20 protein-coding genes are annotated in these 25,052 nt (G+C 53.6%); 7 read left to right on the top strand and 13 right to left on the bottom strand.

The window, feature by feature from the left end; translation table 11 throughout:
- The 7 genes from rsxD to EO763_RS11100 form a co-directional block, all read right to left on the bottom strand.
- Positions 1–1,056, bottom strand: coding sequence for an electron transport complex subunit RsxD (gene rsxD, locus EO763_RS11130; protein WP_161528985.1), 1,056 nt, complete (start codon positions 1,054–1,056; stop codon positions 1–3).
- Entirely contained in the window at positions 1,057–3,300 is a 2,244-nt protein-coding gene (gene rsxC / locus EO763_RS11125; RefSeq protein ID WP_161528984.1) for an electron transport complex subunit RsxC, read from the bottom strand.
- Complete coding sequence (gene rsxB / locus EO763_RS11120; RefSeq protein WP_010296123.1) at positions 3,293–3,871, bottom strand: electron transport complex subunit RsxB; 579 nt, start codon at positions 3,869–3,871, stop codon at positions 3,293–3,295. Before rsxB ends, rsxC begins: the two co-directional genes overlap by 8 nt.
- Positions 3,871–4,452 carry an electron transport complex subunit RsxA gene (gene rsxA / locus EO763_RS11115; RefSeq protein WP_011093834.1) on the bottom strand — a complete coding sequence of 194 codons (582 nt, stop codon included), beginning with the start codon at positions 4,450–4,452 and terminating at the stop codon, positions 3,871–3,873. Before rsxA ends, rsxB begins: the two co-directional genes overlap by 1 nt.
- Positions 4,453–4,667: 215 nt before the next feature.
- Positions 4,668–4,883, bottom strand: coding sequence for a transcription modulator YdgT (gene ydgT, locus EO763_RS11110; protein ID WP_161528983.1), 216 nt, complete (start codon positions 4,881–4,883; stop codon positions 4,668–4,670).
- A 254-nt stretch (positions 4,884–5,137) separates the two neighbouring features.
- Entirely contained in the window at positions 5,138–6,643 is a 1,506-nt protein-coding gene (gene araA, locus EO763_RS11105) for an L-arabinose isomerase (RefSeq protein WP_161528982.1), read from the bottom strand.
- 37 nt (positions 6,644–6,680) lie between these two features.
- Positions 6,681–8,366: a ribulokinase gene (locus EO763_RS11100; protein ID WP_161528981.1), complete on the bottom strand. Its 1,686-nt coding sequence runs from the start codon at positions 8,364–8,366 to the stop codon at positions 6,681–6,683.
- A gap of 373 nt (positions 8,367–8,739) precedes the next feature.
- Here EO763_RS11100 and EO763_RS11095 point away from each other — a divergent pair, with 373 nt between their 5' ends.
- The 6 genes from EO763_RS11095 to EO763_RS11070 all read left to right on the top strand — a co-directional run bounded on the left by EO763_RS11095 (position 8,740) and on the right by EO763_RS11070 (position 15,617).
- A complete protein-coding gene (locus EO763_RS11095; protein ID WP_161528980.1) occupies positions 8,740–9,723 on the top strand; it encodes an arabinose ABC transporter substrate-binding protein in 984 nt (327 codons plus the stop codon).
- Positions 9,724–9,819: 96 nt separating this feature from the next.
- Positions 9,820–11,343: an L-arabinose ABC transporter ATP-binding protein AraG gene (araG, locus tag EO763_RS11090; protein ID WP_161528979.1), complete on the top strand. Its 1,524-nt coding sequence runs from the start codon at positions 9,820–9,822 to the stop codon at positions 11,341–11,343.
- 18 nt (positions 11,344–11,361) lie between these two features.
- Positions 11,362–12,348, top strand: a complete 987-nt coding sequence (gene araH, locus EO763_RS11085; RefSeq protein WP_039489480.1) for an L-arabinose ABC transporter permease AraH — start codon at positions 11,362–11,364, stop codon at positions 12,346–12,348.
- Positions 12,349–12,413: 65 nt separating this feature from the next.
- The gene (gene araC / locus EO763_RS11080) at positions 12,414–13,346 is read left to right on the top strand and encodes an arabinose operon transcriptional regulator AraC (protein WP_161528978.1); all 933 of its coding nucleotides are present in this window, start codon (positions 12,414–12,416) and stop codon (positions 13,344–13,346) included.
- A 114-nt stretch (positions 13,347–13,460) separates the two neighbouring features.
- A complete protein-coding gene (locus tag EO763_RS11075) occupies positions 13,461–14,507 on the top strand; it encodes an oxidoreductase (RefSeq protein ID WP_103157293.1) in 1,047 nt (348 codons plus the stop codon).
- Positions 14,508–14,624: 117 nt separating this feature from the next.
- Complete coding sequence (locus EO763_RS11070; protein ID WP_161528977.1) at positions 14,625–15,617, top strand: bile acid:sodium symporter family protein; 993 nt, start codon at positions 14,625–14,627, stop codon at positions 15,615–15,617.
- Between the two features lie 224 nt (positions 15,618–15,841).
- Here EO763_RS11070 and add read toward each other — a convergent pair whose 3' ends face one another.
- From add to manA, 4 genes are all read right to left on the bottom strand, one after another.
- Entirely contained in the window at positions 15,842–16,858 is a 1,017-nt protein-coding gene (add, locus tag EO763_RS11065) for an adenosine deaminase (protein WP_161530380.1), read from the bottom strand.
- A 121-nt stretch (positions 16,859–16,979) separates the two neighbouring features.
- Positions 16,980–17,957, bottom strand: a complete 978-nt coding sequence (locus tag EO763_RS11060; RefSeq protein ID WP_161528976.1) for an arsenic resistance protein — start codon at positions 17,955–17,957, stop codon at positions 16,980–16,982.
- Positions 17,958–18,055: 98 nt separating this feature from the next.
- The gene (locus tag EO763_RS11055) at positions 18,056–19,606 is read right to left on the bottom strand and encodes a YdgA family protein (RefSeq protein WP_161528975.1); all 1,551 of its coding nucleotides are present in this window, start codon (positions 19,604–19,606) and stop codon (positions 18,056–18,058) included.
- Positions 19,607–19,716: 110 nt separating this feature from the next.
- Positions 19,717–20,889 carry a mannose-6-phosphate isomerase gene (gene manA, locus EO763_RS11050; protein WP_161528974.1) on the bottom strand — a complete coding sequence of 391 codons (1,173 nt, stop codon included), beginning with the start codon at positions 20,887–20,889 and terminating at the stop codon, positions 19,717–19,719.
- A gap of 239 nt (positions 20,890–21,128) precedes the next feature.
- On the opposite strand from manA, the gene fumC reads away from it, so the two are divergent.
- Positions 21,129–22,526, top strand: coding sequence for a class II fumarate hydratase (fumC, locus tag EO763_RS11045; RefSeq protein ID WP_010296080.1), 1,398 nt, complete (start codon positions 21,129–21,131; stop codon positions 22,524–22,526).
- Positions 22,527–22,588: 62 nt separating this feature from the next.
- Here fumC and tus read toward each other — a convergent pair whose 3' ends face one another.
- Positions 22,589–23,524, bottom strand: coding sequence for a DNA replication terminus site-binding protein (gene tus / locus EO763_RS11040; protein ID WP_161528973.1), 936 nt, complete (start codon positions 23,522–23,524; stop codon positions 22,589–22,591).
- 166 nt (positions 23,525–23,690) lie between these two features.
- Positions 23,691–24,959, bottom strand: coding sequence for an MFS transporter (locus EO763_RS11035; protein ID WP_161528972.1), 1,269 nt, complete (start codon positions 24,957–24,959; stop codon positions 23,691–23,693).
- Positions 24,960–25,052 lie beyond the last annotated feature (93 nt).

Here is a 25,052-nt window from a genome sequence, read left to right as displayed (position 1 = left end):
TTAGCGATGGTGGCCGTAAGCGCGCGGCTTGGTGTAATAGTCGATCAGCGGTACGGTGATATTTGCCAGCAGAACAGCAAACGCGACGCCGTCCGGGTAGCCACCGTAGGTACGAATCAGCCAGACCAGTAACCCAATCAGCGCCCCGAAAATCAGACGACCCCGGTTTGTGGTTGACGCGGTAACGGGATCGGTTGCGATGAAAAATGCGCCGAGCATAGTGGCACCCGACAGCAGGTGTAGCAGCGGTGGCGCGAATTTCTCCGGCGAAATGATCCAGCTTAGCGCGGCGCAGAACATCAGCGACAGCAGGAAACTGACCGGAATATGCCAGCGAATGGTGCCGCGCATCAGCAAAAACAGCCCGCCGATGAGAAAACCGATATTCACCCACTGCCAGCCAATACCGGACAGCGATTGGGCAAACATCGGCTGTTGCAGAATGTCCTGCGGCGTTTGTCCTGAGCGCAGGCTGGTTTTAAACGTATCCAGCGGGGTGGCTTGACTGACGCCATCAACATTGTGCATCAGCTGCTGCATGGTGTGCCCGTCAGGCGTGTGTCCGGTAAAGATGATCACTAACGCATCATGGAAATCGACGGGAATGGCTTGCAACGGCGCGGGCGGCAGCCAGCTTGTCATCTGGACAGGGAAAGAGATCAGCAGCACCACATAGCCAATCATCGCGGGGTTAAACGGGTTTTGCCCTAAACCGCCATACAGCTGTTTGGCGATAATGATAGCGAAGACGGTTGCCATAACCACCATCCACCAGGGCGCAAGCGGTGGCAGACTGATGCCGAGCAGTACGGCAGTCAGTAGGGCGGAATTATCAGCCAGCGTGGTGCGTATGGCGAACTTTCTCAGTGACAGTGTCACGCCTTCTGCGATAAGCGCGGTGGCGGACGCCAGCCCAACCTGAATCAGGTTACCGTAACCAAAGAAATAGACCTGCGCCAGCATGCCCGGCAGACAGGCCAGAATGACCAATAGCATGATGCGCTGTGTGCGCTGCTGGTTATGTGTAAACGGTGAACTCGCAATTCTAAAAGCCATTTATTCCTCTTGATATGACGATGCCTGCGCGGCTTTACGAGCTTTAACGCGCGCGATAGCGGCAGCCACGGCAGCCTTGCGTGGATCTTCCGGCTCTTGTACTTCAACAACGGCAATCGGTTCTGCCACCACGTCAGGGGGAGCCGATAAAACCGGTTCTTCCGTATTTGTTACAGATTGCTGCGCGGCTTTACGGGCCTTAACACGCGCGATAGCGGCAGCTACGGCAGCCTTGCGTGGATCGTCTGGCTCTTGTACTTCAACAACGGCAATCGGTTCTGCTACCACGTTTGGGACAGCCGATAAAACCGGCTCATCCGTGTTTGTTGCAGATTGCTGCGCGGCTTTACGAGCTTTAACTCGCGCGATAGCGGCGGCAACGGCAGCCTTGCGTGGATCGTCTGGCTCTTGTGCTTCCACGATGGCGATCGGTTCTGCCACTACCTTGGAAACCGCAGGCGTCGCCGCTTCTTCCGTACTTACCTCAGACTGCTGTGCAGCCTTACGCGCTTTAACGCGTGCAAGGGCGGCGGCTACCGCCGCTTTGCGTGGGTCATCAAGCTCGGCAGAGGGAACATCAGATGCTGGCGTTTCCTGCTGCGCCCGTTCTTCACGCTGCTGTTCTTCACGTGCTAAGGCTTTGCGGGCAGCGCGCGCGGCGATGGCCGCGCTGTTATCCGGTTGTGCATCGGGGATTACCTCGATTGGCGAACCGACCTCTGTTGCGGCGGTTTGCTTACGGCGTATGCGCTCGAGTGCGGCCTGAACGGCATCTTTATCCGTGGTGGATACGCCAGCCGCCGCCTGTTTATGGCGCAACTCGCGTGCCGCTTTTTCTCGTTCCAGACGGGCTTGTTTAGCGTCAAAGCGCACTTTGGCTTGCGCGGCACGCTGTGCCTCTTCATCGATGGCCCGAATTTCGGCCTTTTCCTGACGGTAATACTGCACCAGCGGAATATTGCTGGGGCAGACGTAAGCACAGGCACCACACTCGATGCAGTCAAATAGATGGTGATTGCGAGCTTTTTCGTGTTCCTGCCCGCGGCTGAACCAGTAAAGCTGCTGCGGCAAGAGTCCCGCTGGACAGGCATCGGCACATTTGCTACAGCGAATACAGGACTGTTCTTCAGCAACTGGCTCCATTTCTGCATGTGACGGCGCGAGCAGGCAGTTGCTGATTTTGACGATAGGGACATCCAGCGACGGCAGGGTAAAGCCCATCAGCGGCCCGCCCATCACGACCATCGGCTGTTTATTGACGTGGAAACCGCCCTGTTTGAGCAGGTGGCGTACCGGTGTCCCTAGTCGTGCCCAGACGTTGCCTGGCTGGCGCAAGGATTCACCGGTCAGCGTCACTACGCGTTCGGTGAGTGGTTCGCCGTCGATCACGGCGCGTTTGATAGCAAAGGCCGTACCGACGTTCTGCATCAGTACGCCAATGGCGGCGGAGTGTTTACCGAACGGGACTTCCTTGCCAGTCAGAATCTTGGTGAGCTGCTTGGCACCGCCTGACGGATACTTAGTTGGGATGACGCGCAGCTGCATGTCGCTGCGTTTACCCAAGGCCAATCGCAGTGCGCCGATGGCTTCCGGTTTGTTATCTTCGATCCCAATCAGAATGTGTTTTGGCTGCAACAGGAATGACAAAATCTCGACGCCCTGAATAATCTCCTCGGCGCACTCCTGCATGAGTCGATCGTCGGCGGTGATATAGGGTTCACACTCTGCGCCGTTGATAATCAGGGTTTCAATCCCGCGCATCCCGCCTTGTAACTTCGCTGCGGTAGGGAAACCTGCGCCGCCCAATCCCGCAATGCCAGCCTGATGCAGATGGGCAAGCAGGGTGTCGGTGCTCTGTGCGCGATAATCCGTAAAGGTCTGGCGCTCGCACCAGCGATCGTCGCCATCCGGCACGATGATGATACTGAGTTCGGACAGACCCGAAGGGTGCGCTGTCGTGTGCTGACGAATCGCGTTCACCGTTCCCGATGTCGGTGCGTGAACGGGCAAGGTGCGGCCTTTTCCCCGCGTTAACGGCTGACCGCGCAGGACTTTATCGCCGACGCTGACGCAGATTTCGCCTTCCGGGCCAAGATGCTGCTTGAGCGGAATAATGAACTGTTCTGGCAGCGGGATCTGGCGCAGTGGTATCTGGCTGGACTGCGTCTTCATTTCCGGCGGATGAATGCCTCCGTCGAAATCCCAGATTCTGTCTTTTTTAAAGGCGGAAAACAGCTTAAGCATGTCGTTCTACTTGAATAACGCGTACTGGAATCGTATCGAGATCCCATTTCCAGTTAGCGGGAGTCGGTGCGATAGGACGTAATTCGATACAGTCCGTCGGGCAAGGGGAGACGCAGAGATCGCAGCCGGTGCACAAATCGCTGACGACGGTGTGTACCGCTTTGGTACTGCCGATGATGGCATCAACCGGACAGGCTTGAATGCACTTGGTGCAGCCGATGCAGTTGCTTTCATCGATCCAGGCAACATGGCGTGCAGGAGCTTGAACGTCGGCATCACCTTCCAGCGGCTGCGGATCGACGTTGAGCTTTTCAGCCAACTTCAGCATCATCGCTTCGCCGCCGGGACCACATTTATTAATACTTTCGCCATTCAGCGCGACCGCTTCGGCGTAGGGCCGACAGCCAGGGTAACCGCACTGGCCGCACTGACTTTGTGGCAGCATGGCTTCCACTTCTTCCACGATCGGATCGTTTTCGACTTCAAACCGACGGGAGGCGTAACCGAGCACCAGACCGAATGCCAGCGCGAGTGCGCTTAATGCCGCAATGGCAATCCAGATAGCGATCATCAGAATTTCACCAGTCCGGTAAAGCCCATAAACGCCAGTGACATGAGTCCCGCGGTGATCAGTGCGATAGACGAACCGCGGAAGGGCGCGGGAATATCCGACACGGCGAGACGTTCACGAATGGCGGCGAAGAGCACCATCACCAGCGAGAAGCCCGCCGCGCCGCCGAAACCATAAATCGTCGATTGCAGGAAACCGTGTGACAGGTTGATGTTGAGCAGAACGACGCCAAGCACAGCACAGTTGGTCGTAATCAGCGGCAGGAAAATCCCCAGCAAGCGATATAGTTCAGGGCTGACCTTGCGCACGAACATCTCGGAGAACTGTACCACCACGGCGAGCACCAGAATAAAAGCCATGGTGCGTAAATAGAGAATATCGAGTGGAACGAGAATAAATTCGTTGATCAGCCAGGAGAACATGGAACCCAACGTCATAACAAACGTGGTCGCCATTCCCATACCAATCGCCGTCTCCAGCTTTTTGGACACGCCCATAAAGGGGCACAGCCCAAGAAACTTCACTAAGACGAAATTATTTACCAGAAGGATGCTAACAAAGAGCAATGCGTATTCGGTCATTACGGTGCCTAGAAAACAAAACCGGACTATTATCATGCATTGTTGGGTTTTCGACAACATACCCAAAGTAGGGGTATCGCCGTCCCCTTCAAGGGGCGGAAGGTCAGATTCGCTTAATAAGAGAAGCGCCGGGCTATTATACAGTAACGAGCTGGCGTTCTGAGTAATATCCCGGAAATAAATTATTGCATAACTATTCTTTTTATTGCGAACAACTACAGAACGTGATGCCAGACGGATTTTGGCACGCAGCCGAGATCGAACAAGCGCCCGCCAGATGCCAGCTCAGCCCGCCGATGGTCCGCAGCACGATACATGTTGATGATTTCCTGACTGTCTGTCAGAGAATAATTGAGGTGATCAAAGAGTTTTTCCAGACTTTCTGTTGAACTGACTTTTCTGAATTTGAGCAAATACTCATTAGCGGTCATGGCGAGTGGTCTAATAGTTATGTGGTTGAGATGACTAAGTATATTCAAGCAAGAAAGCCTGTCTAGAGGGCGATGTAATAAAGTACGCTTATTTTTCAACAACAAACAAATGAAAATGAAAAATAACGGATTGACAGAAAAGACTGCGGCGTTTAAGGCAACGGCGGGCGGCAGGACAATAGCAAACCAACGCGTGAAATGATGAGGGTCTATAACGGGGCAGATTATACGCTAATCTGCCCCTGAGAGCGGACTTAGCGGCTACAAAGTTTGTAGTACACCTCGTTCCAGCGCAGCGTATCTTTGAATTCGTGGAGTCGTGTTTCGTTGTCGATCACCAGCAGTTCAATGTTCTGCATCTCGGCGTAGAGCCGCATGTGTTCGAGATCCAACGCCTGACTAAAGACGGTGTGGTGCGCACCGCCAGCCAGAATCCAGGCTTCGGCCGCCACTTCCAGCGACGGCTGCGCTTTCCAGATGGCGCGGGCAACCGGCAATTTCGGCAGCGGGCGTGGCTGTTCGATGGTATCGACCAGATTAACCAACATTCTGAAACGGTCACCCATATCGATTACGCTGGCGTTGAGAGACGGCCCAGCCGGCGTTGAGAAAATCAAACGGGCAGGGTCGGCTTTTCCGCCAATACCAAGGTATTGCGCATCCAGAATCGGTTTCTGCTCTTTTGCAATTGTCGGGCAGACTTCCAGCATGTGGGAGCCGACGACCAGATCGTTACCGTTCTGGAAGTTATAGGTGTAGTCCTCCATGAAGGACGTACCGCCCGACAGCCCGCCCGCCATCACTTTCATAATGCGTAGCAGCGCGGCGGTTTTCCAGTCGCCTTCACCACCAAAACCGTAGCCTTGCTGCATCAGACGCTGTACAGCTAGGCCCGGCAGCTGTTTCAAGCCGTACAGGTTTTCAAAATCGGTGGTAAACGCGTGATAGCCGCCTTGCTCCAGAAAGCGTTTCATCCCGAGTTCGATCTGTGCCGCATCCAGCAGATTCTGGCGGTTAGCCCCGTTGAGTTTCACCGTGTCCGTTAACTGGTAGCTGGCTTCGTATTCTTCGACCAACGCATCGATATCGCCTTTGGATACGGCATCGACCACGGCGGTTAAATCGCCTAGACCCCAGGCGCTGACGGAGTAGCCGAATTGGATCTGTGCGCCGACTTTATCGCCTTCGGTGACGGCGACTTCACGCATGTTGTCGCCAAAGCGCGCGACCTTCAGCTGTTTGCTTTCCTGAATGGCGGCGGCAACCCGCATCCATTTGCCGATACGCGCATGGGCGTTCTTATCCTGCCAGTGGCCGACCACCACCTGATGAGCCTGCCGCATCCGGGCACCGATGAAGCCAAATTCACGTCCACCGTGCGCCGTCTGGTTCAGGTTCATGAAATCCATGTCCATGGTGTCCCACGGCACTTCGGCATTGAACTGGGTGTGGAATTGCAGCAGTGGTTTGCTGAGTACACTCAGGCCGCCAATCCACATTTTGGCCGGAGAGAAGGTATGCAGCCAGGTCAGCAGGCCGATACAGTTGTCCTGATAGTTGGCATCGCGACACAGTGCCAGAATTTCGTCCGGCGTTTTCACCAGCGGTTTCAGCACCAGCTTAACCGGCAGGTTGGCCTGTTGATTCAATCCGGCGACGACTTTTTCTGCGTTCTCTTTTACCTGACGTAATGTTTCCGGCCCGTAGAGATGCTGGCTACCGATGACGAACCAGACTTCAAGCTGCTTAAAATGATCCATGATGACTCCTGTAACGTGATCCCCAGAGGGATAAAAATTAGTTTTTTGCCGTAGACGCTGAGCTATAGACCGGTTCCGCGAGGCGGCACCACTGCTGATAGCGCTCATAGAGCTGCTGATAACGGGCGACGCGCTGGCTGTCTGGCATTAAGGTGCACGCTATACCGCTGGCCATATGCTGCTGTGCCGTTGGGATATCGCCGTGAACGCCAGCGGCGACGGCGGCAAAGATCGCCGCGCCAAGTGCACAGCACTGGTCGGAGGCGACGATCTGCAAGGGACGATTCATCACGTCGGTACACACTTGCATGATGACGGGGGATTTCCGCGCGATGCCGCCCAGCGCCAGCACGTTCTCGACGGGAACGCCCTGATCTTCAAAGCATTCCATAATCGCGCGCGCGCCAAAGGCCGTCGCGGCAATAAAACCGCCGAACAGCGTGGGGGCATCAGTCCCCAAATTGAGATCGGTAATCACGCCTTTTAGTCGCTGGTTGGCAAATGGCGTTCTACGGCCGTTAAACCAGTCGAGCACGACAGGCAGATGATCCAACGTGGGGTTCTCTGCCCAGCTGTGGGTCAGTCGCTCCAGCAGTTTGGCTTCCATCGCCTGTAGTGATGTTTTGAGTTCAGGATGGTCTTTCGCCGCTTCCTGTAACGACCAGCCCAGCAGCCGTCCAAACCAGGCGTACATATCACCAAAAGCGGACTGTCCGGCTTCGAGGCCGATATAGCCGGGAACAACACTGCCGTCGACCTGTCCACAGATACCGGCGATGGTGCGATCGGCAATGCGAGCATCGTCAGCGATCAGAATGTCGCAGGTGGACGTGCCAATCACTTTGACCAGTGTATACGGCTGTGCGCCCGCGCCGACGGTGCCAACGTGGCAGTCAAACGCGCCGCCCGCCAGAATGACCGTTTCGGGGATGCCGAGCCGCTGCGCCCACTCTGCGGTGATGATGCCGACCGGTTGTTCGGCCGTCCAGGTATCGGTAAACAGCGGGTACTGCAATGTTTCGGTCAGGCAGGGATCGAGCGCGTGCAAGAAATCTTTCGGCGGCAGTCCGCCCCAGCTCGGATGCCAGAGGGATTTGTGTCCGGCGCTGCACCGGCCACGGCGAATATCGGCAGGTGCTTGCGTGCCGGAAAGCAGGGCGGGCACCCAGTCACACAGTTCGATCCAGGAAACCGCGGCCTGACGCACGGCTTTATCGTCGCGCGAGACATGTAGAATTTTGGCCCAGAACCACTCAGACGAGTAAACGCCGCCGATATAGCGGGTGTAATCCGGGAACTGACCGCTGTGGCATAGCGCGTTAATGGCTTCTGCTTCTTCTATTGCCGTGTGGTCTTTCCACAGCACGAACATCGCATTGGGGTTGTCGGCAAACTCGGGGCGTAGCGCCAGGATCTGGCCGTGTTCATCAATCGGTGCAGGGGTTGACCCAGTCGAATCCACGCCAATACCGATGATGCTCTGCCGCTGTTCGTCCGTCAGGCGAGAAACCACGACCTTAACCGCCTGCTCCAGCGATTCGATGTAGTCCAGCGGATGGTGTCGGAACTGATTGTTGGCAGGCTGACAATATTTACCCTCGTGCCAGCGGGGGTAGTAGATCACTTCGGTTTCCAGCTCTTGCCCGCTTTGGCAGTCAACGGCTAAGGCGCGCACCGAATCACTGCCGAAGTCGAGGCCAATCGTAATAGCGCCCGCACCCATGCTTTGCTCCTCATTAATCCCAGATCGTTGCTGTTTACGATAGGCAGGGACAGCCAGAGGCGGTTAGGAGCGGTTAGCTGGAAGTATGTATTTTTCTGTCGCCTACAGCCATTTTGTGAAGCCGGTCAAAGGTTAATGATTGGTTAAATTTGCTAAATGTATGCACAAACCTGTCATTGTTCCGAGATGTGATAAAGCTCTATATTCTCGCCAGAAATAACGACTAAAACATAAAGCGTCTGAATGCTACTGAGTAAAGGAATCGTGCTAAGTCTGTGTTTTTCCTTTATCCGGACCGGAAATACCCTACCAGGAACTCGAACTCGTTTCAGCGTTGCTGACGAATGAAAAGATAATTATACCGGAGAACATCATGCATAAATTCACTAAGGTGCTGGCAGCAATCGGGTTGGCTGCTGTTATGTCACAATCAGCTATGGCAGAGAACATAAAGCTGGGCTTTCTGGTTAAACAGCCGGAAGAACCCTGGTTCCAGACAGAATGGAAATTCGCTGATAAAGCAGGAAAAGACCTTGGTTTTGATGTGATAAAAATCGCGGTTCCTGATGGTGAAAAGACCCTGAATGCGATCGACAGCCTGGCGGCGAGTGGCGCGAAAGGCTTCGTTATCTGTACGCCTGATCCGAAGTTGGGGCCAGCGATTATGGCGAAAGCGCGCAGCTACGATCTGAAAGTGATCGCGGTTGATGACCAGTTCGTGAATGCCAAAGGCCAGCCGATGGATACCGTGCCGTTGGTAATGATGGCGGCCACCAAAATTGGCGAGCGTCAGGGTCAGGAACTGTATAAAGAGATGAACAAACGCGGCTGGAAAGTAGAGGAAACCGCCGTGATGGCGATTACCGCTGATGAGCTGGATACCGCACGTCGCCGCACGTCTGGCTCTATGGACGCGCTGAAAACCGCAGGGTTCCCAGAAAAACAAATCTACAAAGTACCGACCAAATCTAACGATATCCCCGGTGCGTTTGACGCCGCTAACTCCATGCTGGTTCAGCACCCTGGCGTGAAAAACTGGCTGATTATCGGCATGAACGACAACACCGTATTGGGTGGCGTGCGTGCAACGGAAGGTCAGGGCTTTAAAGCGGACAACGTGATTGGTATCGGTATCAACGGCGTAGATGCAGTCAGCGAACTGTCCAAAGGTCAGGCAACGGGCTTCTTCGGCTCGCTACTACCAAGTCCGGATATCCACGGTTACAAGAGTATCCAGATGCTGAATGATTGGGTCACCAAAGGCGTGGAGCCGGAGAAATTCACCGAAGTGACCGACGTGGTGCTGATCACGCGTGACAACTTTAAGGTCGAACTGGAGAAGAAAGGCCTGATGTAATCACGCTTGATTTCGTAAAGACGCGGATAACGCCGGTCAGCATGACGCTGGTCGAGGTTATCCGCGCTCTACCTGCATCGTTATGAGGAAACAGACATGACAGCACAGTCACCCTATTTGTCGTTTCATGGGATTGGTAAAGAATTTCCCGGTGTTAAGGCGCTTTCGGATATCAGTTTTTCCTGCCATGCCGGCCAGATCCATGCATTGATGGGGGAAAACGGAGCGGGCAAGTCGACGCTGTTAAAGATCCTGAGCGGTAACTATTCACCGTCAGCGGGCGAAATTCATATTCAGGGCAAGCCCGTGCAGTTTAACAACACGATGGATGCCCTGAATGCGGGCGTTGCCATCATTTATCAAGAACTGCATCTGGTGCCGGAAATGACGGTCGCCGAGAACATCTATTTAGGTCAACTGCCGCATAAATACGGCATGGTGAACTATTCGCTGCTGCGCTATGAAGCCAAACTTCAGTTGCAGCATCTGGGGTTGGATATCGACCCTGATACCCCGCTGAAATACCTCTCTATCGGGCAGTGGCAGATGGTGGAAATCGCCAAGGCGCTAGCTCGTAACGCCAAGATTATTGCTTTTGATGAACCGACCAGTTCGCTGTCTGCCCGTGAAATCGAGCAGCTTTTCCGCGTAATTAAGGAATTGCGCAGTGAAGGCCGGATCATTTTGTACGTTTCACACCGGATGGAAGAAATTTTTGCACTGAGCGATGCCATCACCGTGTTCAAAGATGGTCGCTATGTGCGCACGTTTGACGATATGCAGCAGGTGAACCATGAGTCGTTGGTACAGGCGATGGTAGGGCGTAACCTGGGGGATATCTATGGCTATGCGCCGCGTCCGCACGGCGAAGCGCGTTTGACGCTGCAAGACGTGAAAGCGCCGGGCGTAAAATCCACGGTTTCCCTGAACGTGAAGCAAGGGGAAATTGTTGGGCTATTTGGTTTGGTAGGGGCTGGCCGCAGCGAACTGATGAAAGGGCTGTTTGGCGCGACCAAAATCACCAGTGGTCAGGTGTTGTTGGATGGCAAACCGCTGGTGGTGAATTCTCCCATCGATGCGATTCGCCAGGGCGTGATGCTCTGCCCGGAAGATCGCAAGGCGGACGGTATCATTCCGGTGCACTCGGTGCGTGACAACATCAATATCAGCGCAAGGCGCAAAAGCCTGAAAGCCGGTTTTATTATTAATAACCAGTGGGAGGCGGATAACGCCTCGAAGCGCATTGCGGCGTTGAACATCAAAACGCCGTCCGATGAACAGCTGATTATGAATCTTTCTGGGGGAAACCAGCAAAAAGCCATTCTTGGCCGCTGGCTGTCCGAAGAGATGAAGGTCATTTTGCTCGATGAACCTACGCGCGGCATCGACGTCGGCGCGAAGCACGAAATTTATCATGTCATCTATGAACTGGCGAATCAGGGGATCGCGGTGCTGTTTGCCTCCAGCGATTTACCAGAAGTGCTTGGGCTGGCCGACCGAATTATCGTTATGCGCGAAGGTGCCATCTCCGGCGAGCTGCTGCATACCGATGCTACGGAGCAGCAGGTGCTCAGTCTGGCTATGTTACGAACCCCCGATATTGAATCTGCGGTTGCCTGACCGCGAAGGAGCACAATAATGTCAACGGTTACGTCTGCAACCTCAGAAAAGAAGAAAAACGGTATGGGATTGTCCCGCATTTGGGATAACTACGGCATGCTGGTGGTGTTTGCCGTGCTGTTTCTTGGCTGTGCGATTTTTGTCCCGAATTTCGCCTCATTTATCAATATGAAAGGGTTGGGTCTGGCGATCTCGATGTCCGGTATGGTGGCCTGTGGGATGCTGTTCTGTCTGGCTTCCGGTGACTTTGACCTGTCGGTAGCGTCCATCATCGCCTGCGCTGGTGTCGCAACGGCGGTGGTGATCAATATCAGTGAAAGTCTGTGGATCGGTATCAGTGCCGGGCTGCTGCTGGGCGTGGCGTTCGGTTTACTCAACGGTTTCGTGATTGCCCGTTTGAAGATTAACGCGCTGATCACCACGCTAGCAACCATGCAGATCGCGCGCGGACTGGCATACATCATTTCCGATGGTAAAGCGGTAGGGATTGAGGATGAGCGCTTCTTCGAACTGGGCTATGCCAACTGGTTGGGTTTGCCAGCGCCAATCTGGATCACTATCGGCTGCATGATTCTGTTTGGCCTGTTGTTGAACAAAACCACCTTTGGCCGCAATACGCTGGCGATTGGGGGCAATGAAGAGGCGGCGCGTCTGGCCGGGGTGCCGGTAGTCCGTACCAAGATCATCATTTTCGCCTTGTCCGGTTTGGTATCGGCGGCGGCGGGGATCATTCTGGCATCGCGCATGACCAGCGGCCAACCGATGACGTCCATCGGGTATGAGCTGATCGTGATTTCTGCCTGTGTGCTGGGTGGCGTATCGCTGAAAGGCGGGATCGGTAAGATTTCCTACGTGGTGGCTGGTGTGCTGATTTTAGGTACGGTAGAGAACGCGATGAACCTGCTGAATATCTCGCCGTTTTCCCAGTATGTGGTGCGTGGTCTGATTCTGCTAGCAGCGGTTATCTTCGACCGCTACAAGCAGTTGGCGAAGAAAACGGTATAAATGCCCGTGAGGCAGATGAATAACTCTGCCGCTTTCTCTCATTACTAGCGTGTACCGGAGGCTCGATGTATCACCGTATGGCGCATGAATCTCAGCCTAATCCGCTGCTGCCGGGATATTCGTTCAACGCTTACCTGGTGGCAGGTCTGACGCCGATTCTGGCAGAAGGGCCGCTCGATTTCTTTATCGACCGTCCCGATGGGATGAAAGGCTACATCATTAACCTCACCATGAAGGGCCAGGGACAGGTCTTTGATGGTGATGAGACCTTTTTCTGTAATCCCGGTGATCTGCTGCTGTTTCCGCCTAAATCGAAGCATTTTTATGGTCGTTCGTCTGGCAGCGACTGCTGGTATCACCGCTGGGTCTATTTTCGTCCACGCGCTTACTGGGCCGACTGGTTGGAATGGCATACCAAAAGCTGCGGTATTGGCCGTATGAGTCTGCCGAATAACCAACTGCTGCTGGAATTCGACCGGCTGTTTGCCAATATCGAGCAAACACAGCGTTCTGGACGGCGTTTTTCGGAAGAGTTGGGCATGAATTTGCTGGAACGCCTGTTGCTTCGAGCGATGGAAGAAGACCCACAGAGTCCGCAGAAAATCATGGATCCGCGCGTGATTGAAGCCTGCCAGTTTATTACCAGCAATCTGGCCGGAGAATTACGTATTGATGAAGTCGCGCGGCACGTTTGCCTGTCGCCGTCACGGCTGGCGCACCTGTTCCGTGAGCAGGTGGGCATTAACATTCTGCGTTGGCGTGAAGATCAGCGCGTGATTCGCGCCAAGTTGTTATTGCAGACGACGCAGGAATCCATCGCCAATATTGGTCGCGTGGTGGGGTATGACGATCAGCTGTACTTCTCACGCGTGTTCCGTAAGCGGGTCGGCGTCAGCCCCAGCGATTTCCGCCGTCGCAGCAGTGAAATCAACTATCCGGCGGCCAAAACGCTGCCCGTGGCGTGGGAAGAACGGATATCCAGCGCCGTGAGCGGCTGACATACTCAAACGCATCAGATTCCCCTGGCTATTATCCCTCTCTGCAATCTGGCGGATGACGGGTATATACTGAGTGAGAAATCACAAAGTCAAAATAAGCTAAGGGGAATCGTCATGAGTGAGACCGTTCGTGTTGGACTGCTGGGCTACGGTTATGCCAGTAAGACATTCCACGCGCCGTTAATTGTTGGTACGGCAGGTATGGAACTGGTGGCTGTGTCCAGTAGCAGTGCTGAAAAAGTGCATGCAGATTGGGCAAATCTGCGAGTAGAGAAAGATCCTCAGGCGTTATTTAACGATCCCGATATTGACCTCATTGTTATTCCTACCCCTAATGACACACACTTCCCGCTGGCGAAACAGGCGCTGGAAGCGGGCAAACATGTTGTCGTCGATAAACCTTTCACAGTGACGTTGTCACAAGCACACGATCTGGGTGCGATTGCCGAACGCGTCGGAAAAATGCTTTCTGTTTTCCATAACCGCCGCTGGGACAGCGATTTTCTGACGCTGAAACAGCTGCTGGCGGCGGGGACGTTAGGAAATGTGGTGTATATGGAGTCACATTTCGATCGCTTCCGCCCCGAGGTTCGTCAGCGCTGGCGTGAAGACGGCAGCGAAGGCAGCGGGATTTGGTACGATCTTGGGCCACACTTGCTGGATCAGGCACTGGAGCTGTTTGGCTTGCCGGTGGCGATTCAGGTGGATATGGCGCAGCTAAGGCCGGGCAGTAAGGCCACCGATTATTTCCACGCGACGCTGATTTACCCGCAACGTCGGGTCATTCTGCACGCCAGCATGCTGGTGGCGGCGGCTTCTGCACGCTATACCGTGCATGGTACGCGCGGCAGCTTTGTCAAATACGGGCTCGATCCGCAGGAAGATCGTCTGAAAGCGGGCGAACGTCCACCACTGGCCGACTGGGGGCAGGATAAGCACGATGGCGTGCTGACGCTGTCTCGTGACGGCATAACGGCGGAACAAACCATCGCCACGATTCCGGGTAACTATCCGGCTTACTATGCGGCAGTGCGCGATGCGCTGCTCGGCAAGGGGGAAAACCCCGTCAGCGTGCATCAGGCGATTCAGGTGATGGAACTGATCGAGCTAGGGCTGCTTTCCCACGAACAGAAAAAAGCCGTTACGCTGAAAAATAGCTAGATTTACCGCGTTTTATTCCAGATAGTTACTGGCTTGTTTAAATAGGCGATCTTCGGATCGCCTGTCTTGTTAGGGTGTTCATTCGGCGGATAACAGGCTAGGGGAAAGGTGTCGGGCATGGGGTGGTTACAACGGTTACGCATTGATAAGTTCTTATTGGTTCTGATTTTGGTAGTGGTGACGGCGTCGGTTCTTCCTGCGGAAGGCTCCGTGAAGGTTTTCTTTGAGCACCTGACAACCGCGGCGATTGCTCTGCTGTTCTTTATGCACGGTGCGAAGCTATCGCGTGAAGCGATTACCACCGGCATGGGGCACTGGCGTTTGCATCTGGTGGTATTTGCCAGCACGTTTATTCTGTTCCCGCTGCTGGGAATCGGCATGAGCCTGCTGTCGCCAGTTGTGCTGACGCCAACCTTGTATCTGGGGTTCCTCTATCTGTGCGCGCTACCGGCGACAGTGCAGTCGGCAATTGCTTATACCTCAATGGCCGGCGGTAACGTCGCTGCAGCGATTTGTAGCGCCTCGGCATCCAGTATTTTGGGCGTATTTCTCTCGCCGATTCTGGTCGGTTTGCTGATGCATACGCAAGGGGGAGAAACGGATACGCTGCACGCTATTGGCTCTATTATCATGCAGTTAATGGTGCCTTTCGTGATTGGCCATCTGTCTCGTCCGTTGATTGCCAAGTGGGTTGAACGTAACCGTAAGCTGATTAATATTACTGACCGGTCATCGATTCTTTTGGTGGTGTATGTCGCCTTCAGCGAAGCGGTTGTGCAGGGGATTTGGGGGCAGATCAACGCCTGGTCATTGCTTGCCGTCGTCGGTTGTTCGATAGTGCTGCTAGCGATTGTGCTGGTGGTGAATACGCTGGTTGCCCGTAAGCTGGGCTTTAACACGGCCGATGAAATCACTATCGTATTCTGCGGCTCGAAGAAGAGCCTGGCGAATGGGATTCCGATGGCAAACGTGCTATTTCCTGCCGCCGCTGTCGGTGCGATGGTACTGCCGCTGATGATTTTCCACCAAATTCAGCTGATGGTCTGCGCTGCTTTGGCTCAGCGTTATGCCAAACGGATCAACAAGGAACAGGATACGTCTCGCCAGTAAGAGATTATCGGTCTCTCGTATCATGCAAAACGCCCTCGGTCTTACACAGGCCGAGGGCGTTGTCATTTGTAACCATCGTTTGTAACTGCGCGAAAATACAAGAAATAATCTATTACAGTGATCTTCAGAAAATCCAAGTAGCTGATCTCTGTAATTTATTTTTAACAAGAGCGTATCAAGCGGCTAACAAAAATTAGCCGTTTTTTATGGCTCGGAGATACACGCTACTGTGTGGCACCGCGTTTACGCAGAACCTTTTCACGTAGCTGCTGCTTTTCCTGCTCGCTGATAAACGCAATGTTCAGGCCGTTTTCCTGCGCTTTGCGAGTTTCTACCGCTGTCAGGCCAGCAAGTGGGGCCGCGACTTCATATTCGTGACGAATCTCTATGCCCTGAACGGCAGGATCGTCCGTGTTGATGGTGGCGGGGATTTCATAGCGCAGGAAGTGGACAAGCGGGTGCTTATCCAGTGATTCTACGGTGCTGGTTTGAATATTAGAGGTCAGACAGGATTCAATGCCGATCCCGTGCTCCGCCATGTGTGTCATGAGGCGGGGATCGATAATGGCGGTTACGCCGTGTCCGATGCGCTCTGCGCCCAGATGGTTAATCGCCTGCCAAATACTTTCCGGCCCGGCCGCTTCACCTGCGTGAACCGTGATGTGCCAGCCAGCATCGCGGGCTTGTCGGAAATGAGAAGTAAACTGTGCGCCGGGGTAACCCAATTCATCACCTGCCAGATCGAGCGCGACGATGCGATCGCGCTGGGACAGCAGGGCGTCCAGCTCTTGCTGGCAGGCCTCGGTGCCGAATGTCCGGCTCATGATGCCAATCAGACGGATATCGGTATCGAAATCACGGCTGCCTGCGGTAATGCCATCGATCACCGCTTCAACCACGCCAGCAATCGGAAGCTTATGATTCATCGCCATATAGTAAGGAGAGAAACGCAGTTCTGCGTAATCCAGCCCAGCTTTCATGGCATCTTCAACGTTCTCGTAAGCTACGCGGCGGCAGGCATCCAGTGAACCAAGTACAGCCACGCCCCAGTCAAGTTTTTGTAAAAAACTCAGTAAGTCAGGTTCGTTTTGGGTGACCTGAACGTGGGGACGGAGCGCTTCAATGTCGCTGGCTGGCAACGCTATATTGTACTGGCGCCCTAGATCCAGAATACTCTGGGCACGGATATTACCATCTAAATGGCGGTGGATATCCGTTAACGGCAGGAGTGAATCAATCATCATGTTATTGTCTGATTACTGTTTTTCATACGACAAAGTATAAAAAGAAATCGTGGTAAATAGCCAACGGTTACCGCCGAAATTCAGCCACTCTGAACAATCCTTAAGCAAAAACAAGCTGTTATTGCTTTCCCTGCCCCGTAGAACGGACCTTCAACTTAGGTATCGCCCGGATATAAATGAGTTCGCTGAGCAATTCTACTAACGTTTGGCTGACGATCACGGCTGGAAGTAGCGGCAGTGCGCCCGGTATTGCCAACGCCAGCGGTAGAATAACCAGAGCGTTGCGCGTGCTGGCGCTAAAGGCCACGGCACGCCCGCTAGCCGAATCCAACCGGAACGCGCGGGCAGTGAACCAACCGAGCAGCGGTGCCAGCAGCGCGAAGAGCAGATAAAACGGCACCGCGAGTAACACCGATGCCCAGGTGATGCGCAGTTGGGGAATGACCGCCGCCACGACGATAAACAGCACCAGAGCGGTAGCCGGAACGGGAAGATAGCCTAATACATCCGCAAATGTCGCCATCGTGCGCTGTCGCGCGGCTAGCCATTGCAGAAGGGCGGCCAGCGCTAAAGGTATGACAATCAGCCAGATAAACGCGTCGATAAAGGGCGCAAAAGCGATGAGTCCGGCGGCCTCGTGGCCGAGAAATAGCGTCAGGTAGAAGGGCAAAGCCAGCATTTGCAACATCAATAAAATAGGCGTTGCGGCCAACAGGCGGGCAGCATCGGCCCGTCCCAGATGCGCGAATGTCACCACGTAGTCAATACAGGGGGCGAGTAACACCAATATGATGCCCAGCTTCACCAGCGGATCGGCGGGGAGGAAGGGCAACAGCGCCGCGACCAGCAAGGGAATCACGATGAAGTTGGCCGTCAGCAACGCGCCGATGAATCTGACCTGAGTGATGCTCTTTCCGATCGTGGTCAGCGGCACTTGCAGGAACGTGACAAACAGCATCAGCGCCAGCGCTGGATTAATCACGACATCCAGTTGCTCCGTTCCCGGCAGTGCCAGAGCTGCTGCCACTGCCGCGATCACGGCAACAAAATAGATCGCGGCCTGATGGGCTTCCATGAAGGGTTTCAACGCGGACATGGTGTTATCTCAAAATCAAACTGGAGAGGTAGGGCAGGAAAAACGGTGGCGGCAAGTGCGGCCACCGTGTGTGTTAGCACGTCATACGATGTGCTGACTTATTGTGCCGGTGGTGTGACGGGTTCTTCCTGTGCGCCAGGCAGAGACTCTTCACCTTCTTCCGTTGGAATGGAGAAATACGGTGCGATGAAATCAGCCAGCGCTATTTTGTTGCCGTTGAAATCAATTTGGCCATCGGCATAGTGCAGTGAACTGGTAATGGCGTTGTCTTTTGTGACGCTCAGTTGGTTACCCTCACCAATCTGGGCCATCGCTTCAACCTGTTGTTTCGCCATGTCAGCGAGTTGCTTTTGCTCTTCCGCGTTGGTCGTTTTTGGTCCGCTCTGCACCATCAATTCCGCCAGCATATCCAGCGGCAGGTTGAGTTTGGCATCGAGTTTTTTGACCGACTGACGAATGATTTTTTCTTCATCCGAGAGGGGGGCATCGTTCACTTTATCTGTGCTCTGCAACGGATCGGTTAAATCCAGCGCCAGCGTGAACGTTCCTTCGCCTTTACTGTTTTTCCAACTGATCGGGGAGATGGCAATGCTTGGGTTGCCCTTCAGCAACTGTGGCAGATATTGCAGAACAGACATGGCGATATCCTGCTGATAAGCGTCAGGATCGATAGCGGTCGGATCCTGCAACAGTTTCTGCACTTTTTCCTGATAGGCGGTGAGGAACTGTTTGGTACCCGCGCCGTCAAGCTGTGAAATGGACATGCTGATGTTACCAGAACCCAGATTACGGTCGCCGATGATTAACGATCCTAGCGTTACGGCCATTTTGCCCGCCAGATTTTTATCATCTTCCGTTGCGCTACTTTGCAAAAAGAAGTCGTTCAACGTAACGGGTTCGCCACCTTCTACGGTAAACGTCATCGTTTTGAAGGACAGATTGCCATCACCTAAATCAAGATCGAATTTGCCTTTTTGATTGGTTCCCTTGATGGAGAAATCGGTGAGATCGACGTTCTCTGTTTGTCCCCAGGCATTTTTCCTTTCCATCTTCACGCTACTGATGGTGGTATCCAGCTTACTACTGCGCAGGTCGTGCCCGATATCCACCAAGGCTTGCGCGCCGCTGAAGGAAAATTTCTGTTCTGGCGACTGATGGTCGATAGGGGCCAACGTAACGAGTGACTGCGTATCACCGCTGTAAGCGACGCGAGTTTCGGATGTAAAGAACGGTTTATCTTTCGTCAGCTCAAACCAGGCTTTAATTGCTGGTGTGTTGGCCAGCTCGGTATGAACGGAAGCCATCGCCGGTGCGAGGTTGAATTTCTTGAGCTGTGCTAGCGGGAATGGCCCGTGAGACACGGTTTCGTTGAAGACCAGTTCTTCACCGGGCGCAAGGAACTGTGCACCTTTTGCTGTGCCGTCTGTCTGTAAAACATAGGCCAGGGTGCTGCTGAATACGCCGCCTTTATAGTCGCGATAGACCACTTTCAGCCCCGAGTTCGGGTAGGCTTGTTTGAGCTTAGTATTCAGCGTATCGGTAAAACCATCAATTTGCTGAGCCATCTGTTTGCCGGTGTACCAGGATGCGCCGGTCCAAACAGCACCCAGAGCAACAATAACGCCTACGGCGACTAACGACTTCTTCATTTTTATTCATCCTTTAGTAAAAAAATTCGCGTTTTCAACGCGAAACGCGGTTAACTTTCAACGTGATACGCAGGTAACTTTTTTCGGTTAACAATAGCGTATGGAACGAATTATCGGTTAAATACGCGAGCGAGACGCCCCTGTCCCTCAACCGTTATCGGTGATTCACTGGCAGAAATAAAGCAGGACTCTCCCGGACGTAGCGAGAGCCTCTGCTCATTTTTTTGCAGGACGGCATGGCCGTCAATACAAAATACAATGGCGGCACTGTTCTGGCTGAGCGACTGTGGGCTCTGGCTCAGTTCGTGCAGCGAAAAAGCAAAATCCTCAACAGGAATCGGGAAGCTGAGTTCATTACCCTGTCGGTGTGGTGTCGTCAGCAACTGGTTTGCGGGTTTGGCTTCAAACACGACATTATCCAGCAGCTCTGGAATATCAATGTATTTCGGCGTTAGCCCGGCACGCAGCACGTTATCCGAGTTTGCCATGACTTCTAATGCCACGCCTTTCAGATAAGCATGCGGCGTTTGAGCAAACAGGAACATGGCTTCGCCGGGTTGAAGCGTAATGACGTTCAGCAGCAGTGGGGAGAACAATCCGCTGTCGTCGGAATAGTATTGTGTGATCGCGCGGATGGTCGCCCAAGGCTCGTCATTTTGACTATTTAGCGCGGCTTTCAATACGCCGAGCGCGCGCGATTTTTGCTCACCTTCCATACTCAGCAGGTTAGTGAACAGCATGGCGAGATTCTTCGCGTCGGGCTGTTGTAAAAACGCGGTGATTGACGGATGTGCACCGGCAACCGGCTCCAGCAACTGCACAATTTCAGATAATTCTCGGAACCCATTCATGGCTTGAAAGGGCGTTAATGCGTAGACCAATTCCGGTTTGTGGTTGGCGTCTTTGTAGTTTCTTTCGGCCGCATCCAGCGGGATACCCGCGGCATTCTCTTTCGCAAAGCCTTGTTCTGCCGATGATTTACTGGGATGAACCTGAATGGAAAGCGGCTGTTCCGCGCACAAGACCTTAAACAAAAAGGGCAATTCGCCAAAACGTTGCGCGATCGTTGCGCCAAGATGGACGGTCGCGTCTTCTGCAATCACGTCACGCAGGCTGCGGGTATTGCCTTTTTCATCAATAATCGCCGAGCTGCTCTTAGGATGGGCGCCCATCCAAAGTTCTGCCATTGGTAAATCGTTAGGGTTATCAATGCCATATAGCTCAGTTAAGGCGTACTTGCTGCCCCAGGCGTAGTGCTGGACGCAATTGAGCATTTTTTGCATGTCGGCTCCCTGCTATTACATTAATTGTTAATTTCTGTGATGCTGGCTGTTAATTACCTGAGTGATTATGAATACACTGCATCTTCTTCGCTTCATGGTAATGTTTTATGTAGCGCGATACCAGACAGTGTTAGTAGACCAATAAGCGCGATAAGGCCAGTGAGTGTTATCAGAATAGGCTCAGCGATGTGATTCGATGTCTTCTACTAGTTGAATGTGTATTTTAAGGAGGAAAGGTAATGAGCACGACGCGTAGTGAAAAAGACTCAATGGGACCGATTGATGTTCCTGCTGAACGGTTATGGGGCGCACAAACGCAACGATCGCTGGAACACTTCCGTATTTCTGAAGAGAAAATGCCACGTGCGCTGATTTATGCGCTGGCACAAACCAAACGAGCGGCGGCCCGCGTCAACATGGATCTCACGCTTCTGCCTGCCGATCGGGGAAATGCGATTATTCAGGCGGCGGACGAAGTGTTGGCAGGCCAGCATGCCGGGGAGTTCCCGTTAGCGATCTGGCAGACGGGGTCTGGCACGCAAAGCAATATGAATATGAACGAGGTGTTGGCGAACCGCGCCAGTGAACTGCTGGGGGGAGAGCGGGGCAACAATCGGCTGGTTCATCCCAATGATGATGTCAACAAAAGTCAGAGTTCCAACGACGTCTTCCCGACGGCGATGCATGTCGCCGCTGTTGTCGCGATCAACGAACACCTGATTCCTGAATTGAAAGCGTTACACGCCACGCTGGCGTCCAAGGCGGAGCAGTTTAAGGATATCGTCAAGATCGGTCGTACGCATTTACAGGATGCCACGCCGCTGACGCTGGGGCAGGAAATCTCCGGCTGGGCCGCGATGTTGCAGCATAACCTGAAGCATATCGAGAACAGCGTGCCGCACATTTGTGAGCTGGCGCTGGGCGGCACCGCGGTCGGAACAGGGCTAAACACGCATCCTGAATATGCGGTGCGCGTGGCGGCTGAGCTGGCGACGCTCACCGGTCAACCGTTTGTGACTTCGCCGAATAAATTTGAAGCGCTGGCAACCTGTGATGCATTGGTTCACGGGCACGGTGCTTTGAAGGGGCTGGCCGCATCGTTAATGAAGATTGCTAACGATGTACGCTGGCTGGCGTCTGGTCCGCGCTGTGGTATTGGCGAGCTCAGTATTCCTGAAAACGAACCAGGCAGTTCCATCATGCCGGGCAAGGTCAACCCGACCCAGTGTGAAGCACTGACGATGCTGTGTTGCCAGGTGATGGGTAACGATGTCGCGGTAAATATCGGCGGGGCGTCTGGTAACTTTGAGCTGAACGTGTATCGCCCTATGGTGATTCATAACTTCCTGCAATCGATTCGCCTGCTGGCTGATGGCATGAAGAGCTTCGATGAGCACTGTGCGGTGGGGATTGAACCGAACCACGATCGCATCACTCAGTTGCTGAACGAATCGCTGATGCTGGTGACCGCGCTCAACACGCATATTGGCTATGATAAAGCGGCAGAAATTGCCAAAAAAGCGCACAAAGAAGGGCTAACGCTGAAGGCGGCTGCGCTCAAACTGAACTACCTCACCGAAGCACAGTTTGATGAGTGGGTTCGACCGGAAGAGATGGTCGGTAGCCTGAAAAAGTAATAGCGCGGTAGTCAGCGTTTTATCCTGTAGCCTGCCGGTGTTTACCCGCAGGCTTTTTCTTTTCACTCAGATGCATCGGTATACAGGTGTAAACGTGGAATAAGCAGGCGAAGTTCGGCCGCTTTCGGTTTGTGCTTATGCTTGATGTTGTTGGCGTCATAAGGATTGAGTTCGCCGATAATGGGCACGTCACCGCCAGATTCCTGCTGACAAAGCACGAGTAGAGGGGACGGGCAGGGATGCTGAATCTGTTTCTGCTGTTCGGGATACCACACTCGTGCGATGGGCTGCACTTTGACTGGACGTTTGATTTTCAAAACAGCGTCTTCCGGCAGCGACAATACCGCGTCTCTCTCTTGCTCGACATGTTCAATCCACTGCGCTTTGGTATACGGTGCGGCGTTTTTTGCCGCATTCAGGCTTTTGGTCAATTTTTCCAGTAGCTCCACACGCGTCATGTTCTTGATGATGTGCTTATTCGCCCAGCCAAAGCGGACTGACGCTGGGTTGGTGATGAGCGTCAACGAACGATAAGCACTCAGCGTGATCAACCCTTTCAAATGCGTGTGGACGAACTCAAAGCGTTGCTCCGGCTCCAGCCCGGATTCGACGGTAATAGTCAGCTCCAGCTCTTTTTTCAGCGCATTAATTTCCGCAATGAGTGAGTCTGCCTGCTGATACTGTACTGCGTTGACGGAAAAACAGAGTGCGCCCGGCAAACGGATCGCGCTTTTACTGCTGAGCGTTTCTGGATAGTGGTGAATGAACAGACGCTGAAAATGGGCTAACCCTTTATCGCGCGCCTCTTGTCCAACGTACTGCGTGACGGCGATATGCTCGATAGGGTCATGCTCCGTTCCTTTTTCCACATGGGGAAGGGAATAGACGCGGCCAACTAACAGCCGATATTCGGCAAACTGTTGTTGCATCAGAGCCAGCTTCGTTTCTAACGTCTGGAAACAGCGGTTCATGCGATCGATTAGCGCGTAGCGATTCATAACCAAACTCATTTAGTTACAACATACTTATCTTTATACTGATAAATGAGCACTTCAGCAATCGTGATTGTCATTATTTCAAGCAGGATTGACGGGGACATCGAGGGAGTTAGAGGGAACAATGCGGAGTTTGCCTGAATCAGGCAAACTCCAGTAAGAATGGCGTTTAAAGGCGCTGTTTGAGTATCAGGCTGACTGCCAGCGCGAGAAATAAGAGGGCGCTCAAAAACAGGGTAATTCCCATCCAGCCGAATGAATGCCAGAAGAATCCCCCCAGCGTGCCAGCCAGACTTGAGCCCAGATAGTAAGAAAAGAGATACATTGATGACGCCTGACCTTTCGCGCGCCGCGCCCGTTGGCCAATCCAACTGCTGGCTACCGAGTGAGCGGCAAAGAAGCCGGCGGTAAAGAGCATCATCCCGCCAAAGATCGCGAATAGCGGGCTCAGTGCCGTCATTCCCAGTCCCGCTAGCATCAGAAGGATCGCAATGCTCAGCACCGGGGCGCGTCCGTAGCGGGCCGTTAATGCTCCGGCTTTCGGCGAGCTGTAACTTCCGGTGAGATAAACCACGGAAAGTAAGCCAACCACCGCCTGACTAAGTAAATAAGGCGGAGCCAGCAACCGATATCCAATGTAGTTAAACAGGGTAACGAACGCGCCCATCAGCAAAAATCCCTCAAGGAACAGCAGTGGCAAACCTGCGTCGCGCCAGTGCAGTTTGCTGTTCAGCAGCAGCGTTTTCGGGCGCAGCGAGCCGGGTCGAAAATGGCGAGATTCCGGCAGAATGCGCCAGAACGTGATTGCTGCTATGAGTGCCAGTACGCCGATCGTGCCGACAGCAACCCGCCACGGGAAATAGTCAGTTAAAACGCCGCTAACCAGACGTCCGCTCATGCCGCCAATCGAGTTGCCGCTGATATATAACCCCATCGAAAACGCCAGCACGCTGGGGTGAATTTCTTCACTCAGGTAACTCATAGCGACGGCCGCAACGCCGCTTAACGATAGGCCCACCATCGCCCGCATAATCAATACGCCGTTCCAACTGGTCATAAACGCACAAATGACGGTGCAGATTGCAGCCAACATCAGCGACACAACCATCACATTCTTACGACCGATCGTGTCGGAAAGTGGGCCGGTGAACAATAACCCAAACGCCAGCATCACGGTCGATACGGAAAGCGACAGGCTGCTGGTCGCTGGCGAAATACCGAAATCCTGAGATAGCACTGGCAGCAGCGGCTGAACACAATACAGCAGGGCAAACGTCGCTAAACCAGCAGAAAACAGCGCCAGCGTAACGCGCATAAATTGCGGCGTACCACGCGTGATAGAGGGCGTTTTAGCAGAAGATTTTGGGGCAATATCATCCGCATCGTCGGGCGCAGAAATAGGCCAGTCGTTCGGTGCAGAAGATGGCAGGTTACTCACAATAATTCCTTACCAGAAAAGGTAAACTAGGCGTAAAACCACAATGAGAGGATCATAGAAGAGTGATATTATTTTGTATAATATATTAATAAT

It is taken from the genome of Pectobacterium odoriferum (genome assembly GCF_009931295.1).
Taxonomy (GTDB): Bacteria; Pseudomonadota; Gammaproteobacteria; order Enterobacterales; family Enterobacteriaceae; genus Pectobacterium; species Pectobacterium odoriferum.
This window is presented reverse-complemented; position numbering and strand designations above follow the sequence as displayed.

Bases quoted from the DNA above. Each gene is read 5' to 3' on its own strand.
- rsxD (WP_161528985.1), bottom strand. From the start codon at position 1,056: ATGGCTTTTAGAATTGCGAGTTCACCGTTTACACATAACCAGCAGCGC.
- rsxC (WP_161528984.1), bottom strand. From the start codon at position 3,300: ATGCTTAAGCTGTTTTCCGCCTTTAAAAAAGACAGAATCTGGGATTTC.
- rsxB (WP_010296123.1), bottom strand. From the start codon at position 3,871: ATGATCGCTATCTGGATTGCCATTGCGGCATTAAGCGCACTCGCGCTG.
- rsxA (WP_011093834.1), bottom strand. From the start codon at position 4,452: ATGACCGAATACGCATTGCTCTTTGTTAGCATCCTTCTGGTAAATAAT.
- ydgT (WP_161528983.1), bottom strand. From the start codon at position 4,883: ATGACCGCTAATGAGTATTTGCTCAAATTCAGAAAAGTCAGTTCAACA.
- araA (WP_161528982.1), bottom strand. From the start codon at position 6,643: ATGGATCATTTTAAGCAGCTTGAAGTCTGGTTCGTCATCGGTAGCCAG.
- EO763_RS11100 (WP_161528981.1), bottom strand. From the start codon at position 8,366: ATGGGTGCGGGCGCTATTACGATTGGCCTCGACTTCGGCAGTGATTCG.
- EO763_RS11095 (WP_161528980.1), top strand. From the start codon at position 8,740: ATGCATAAATTCACTAAGGTGCTGGCAGCAATCGGGTTGGCTGCTGTT.
- araG (WP_161528979.1), top strand. From the start codon at position 9,820: ATGACAGCACAGTCACCCTATTTGTCGTTTCATGGGATTGGTAAAGAA.
- araH (WP_039489480.1), top strand. From the start codon at position 11,362: ATGTCAACGGTTACGTCTGCAACCTCAGAAAAGAAGAAAAACGGTATG.
- araC (WP_161528978.1), top strand. From the start codon at position 12,414: ATGTATCACCGTATGGCGCATGAATCTCAGCCTAATCCGCTGCTGCCG.
- EO763_RS11075 (WP_103157293.1), top strand. From the start codon at position 13,461: ATGAGTGAGACCGTTCGTGTTGGACTGCTGGGCTACGGTTATGCCAGT.
- EO763_RS11070 (WP_161528977.1), top strand. From the start codon at position 14,625: ATGGGGTGGTTACAACGGTTACGCATTGATAAGTTCTTATTGGTTCTG.
- add (WP_161530380.1), bottom strand. From the start codon at position 16,858: ATGATTGATTCACTCCTGCCGTTAACGGATATCCACCGCCATTTAGAT.
- EO763_RS11060 (WP_161528976.1), bottom strand. From the start codon at position 17,957: ATGTCCGCGTTGAAACCCTTCATGGAAGCCCATCAGGCCGCGATCTAT.
- EO763_RS11055 (WP_161528975.1), bottom strand. From the start codon at position 19,606: ATGAAGAAGTCGTTAGTCGCCGTAGGCGTTATTGTTGCTCTGGGTGCT.
- manA (WP_161528974.1), bottom strand. From the start codon at position 20,889: ATGCAAAAAATGCTCAATTGCGTCCAGCACTACGCCTGGGGCAGCAAG.
- fumC (WP_010296080.1), top strand. From the start codon at position 21,129: ATGAGCACGACGCGTAGTGAAAAAGACTCAATGGGACCGATTGATGTT.
- tus (WP_161528973.1), bottom strand. From the start codon at position 23,524: ATGAATCGCTACGCGCTAATCGATCGCATGAACCGCTGTTTCCAGACG.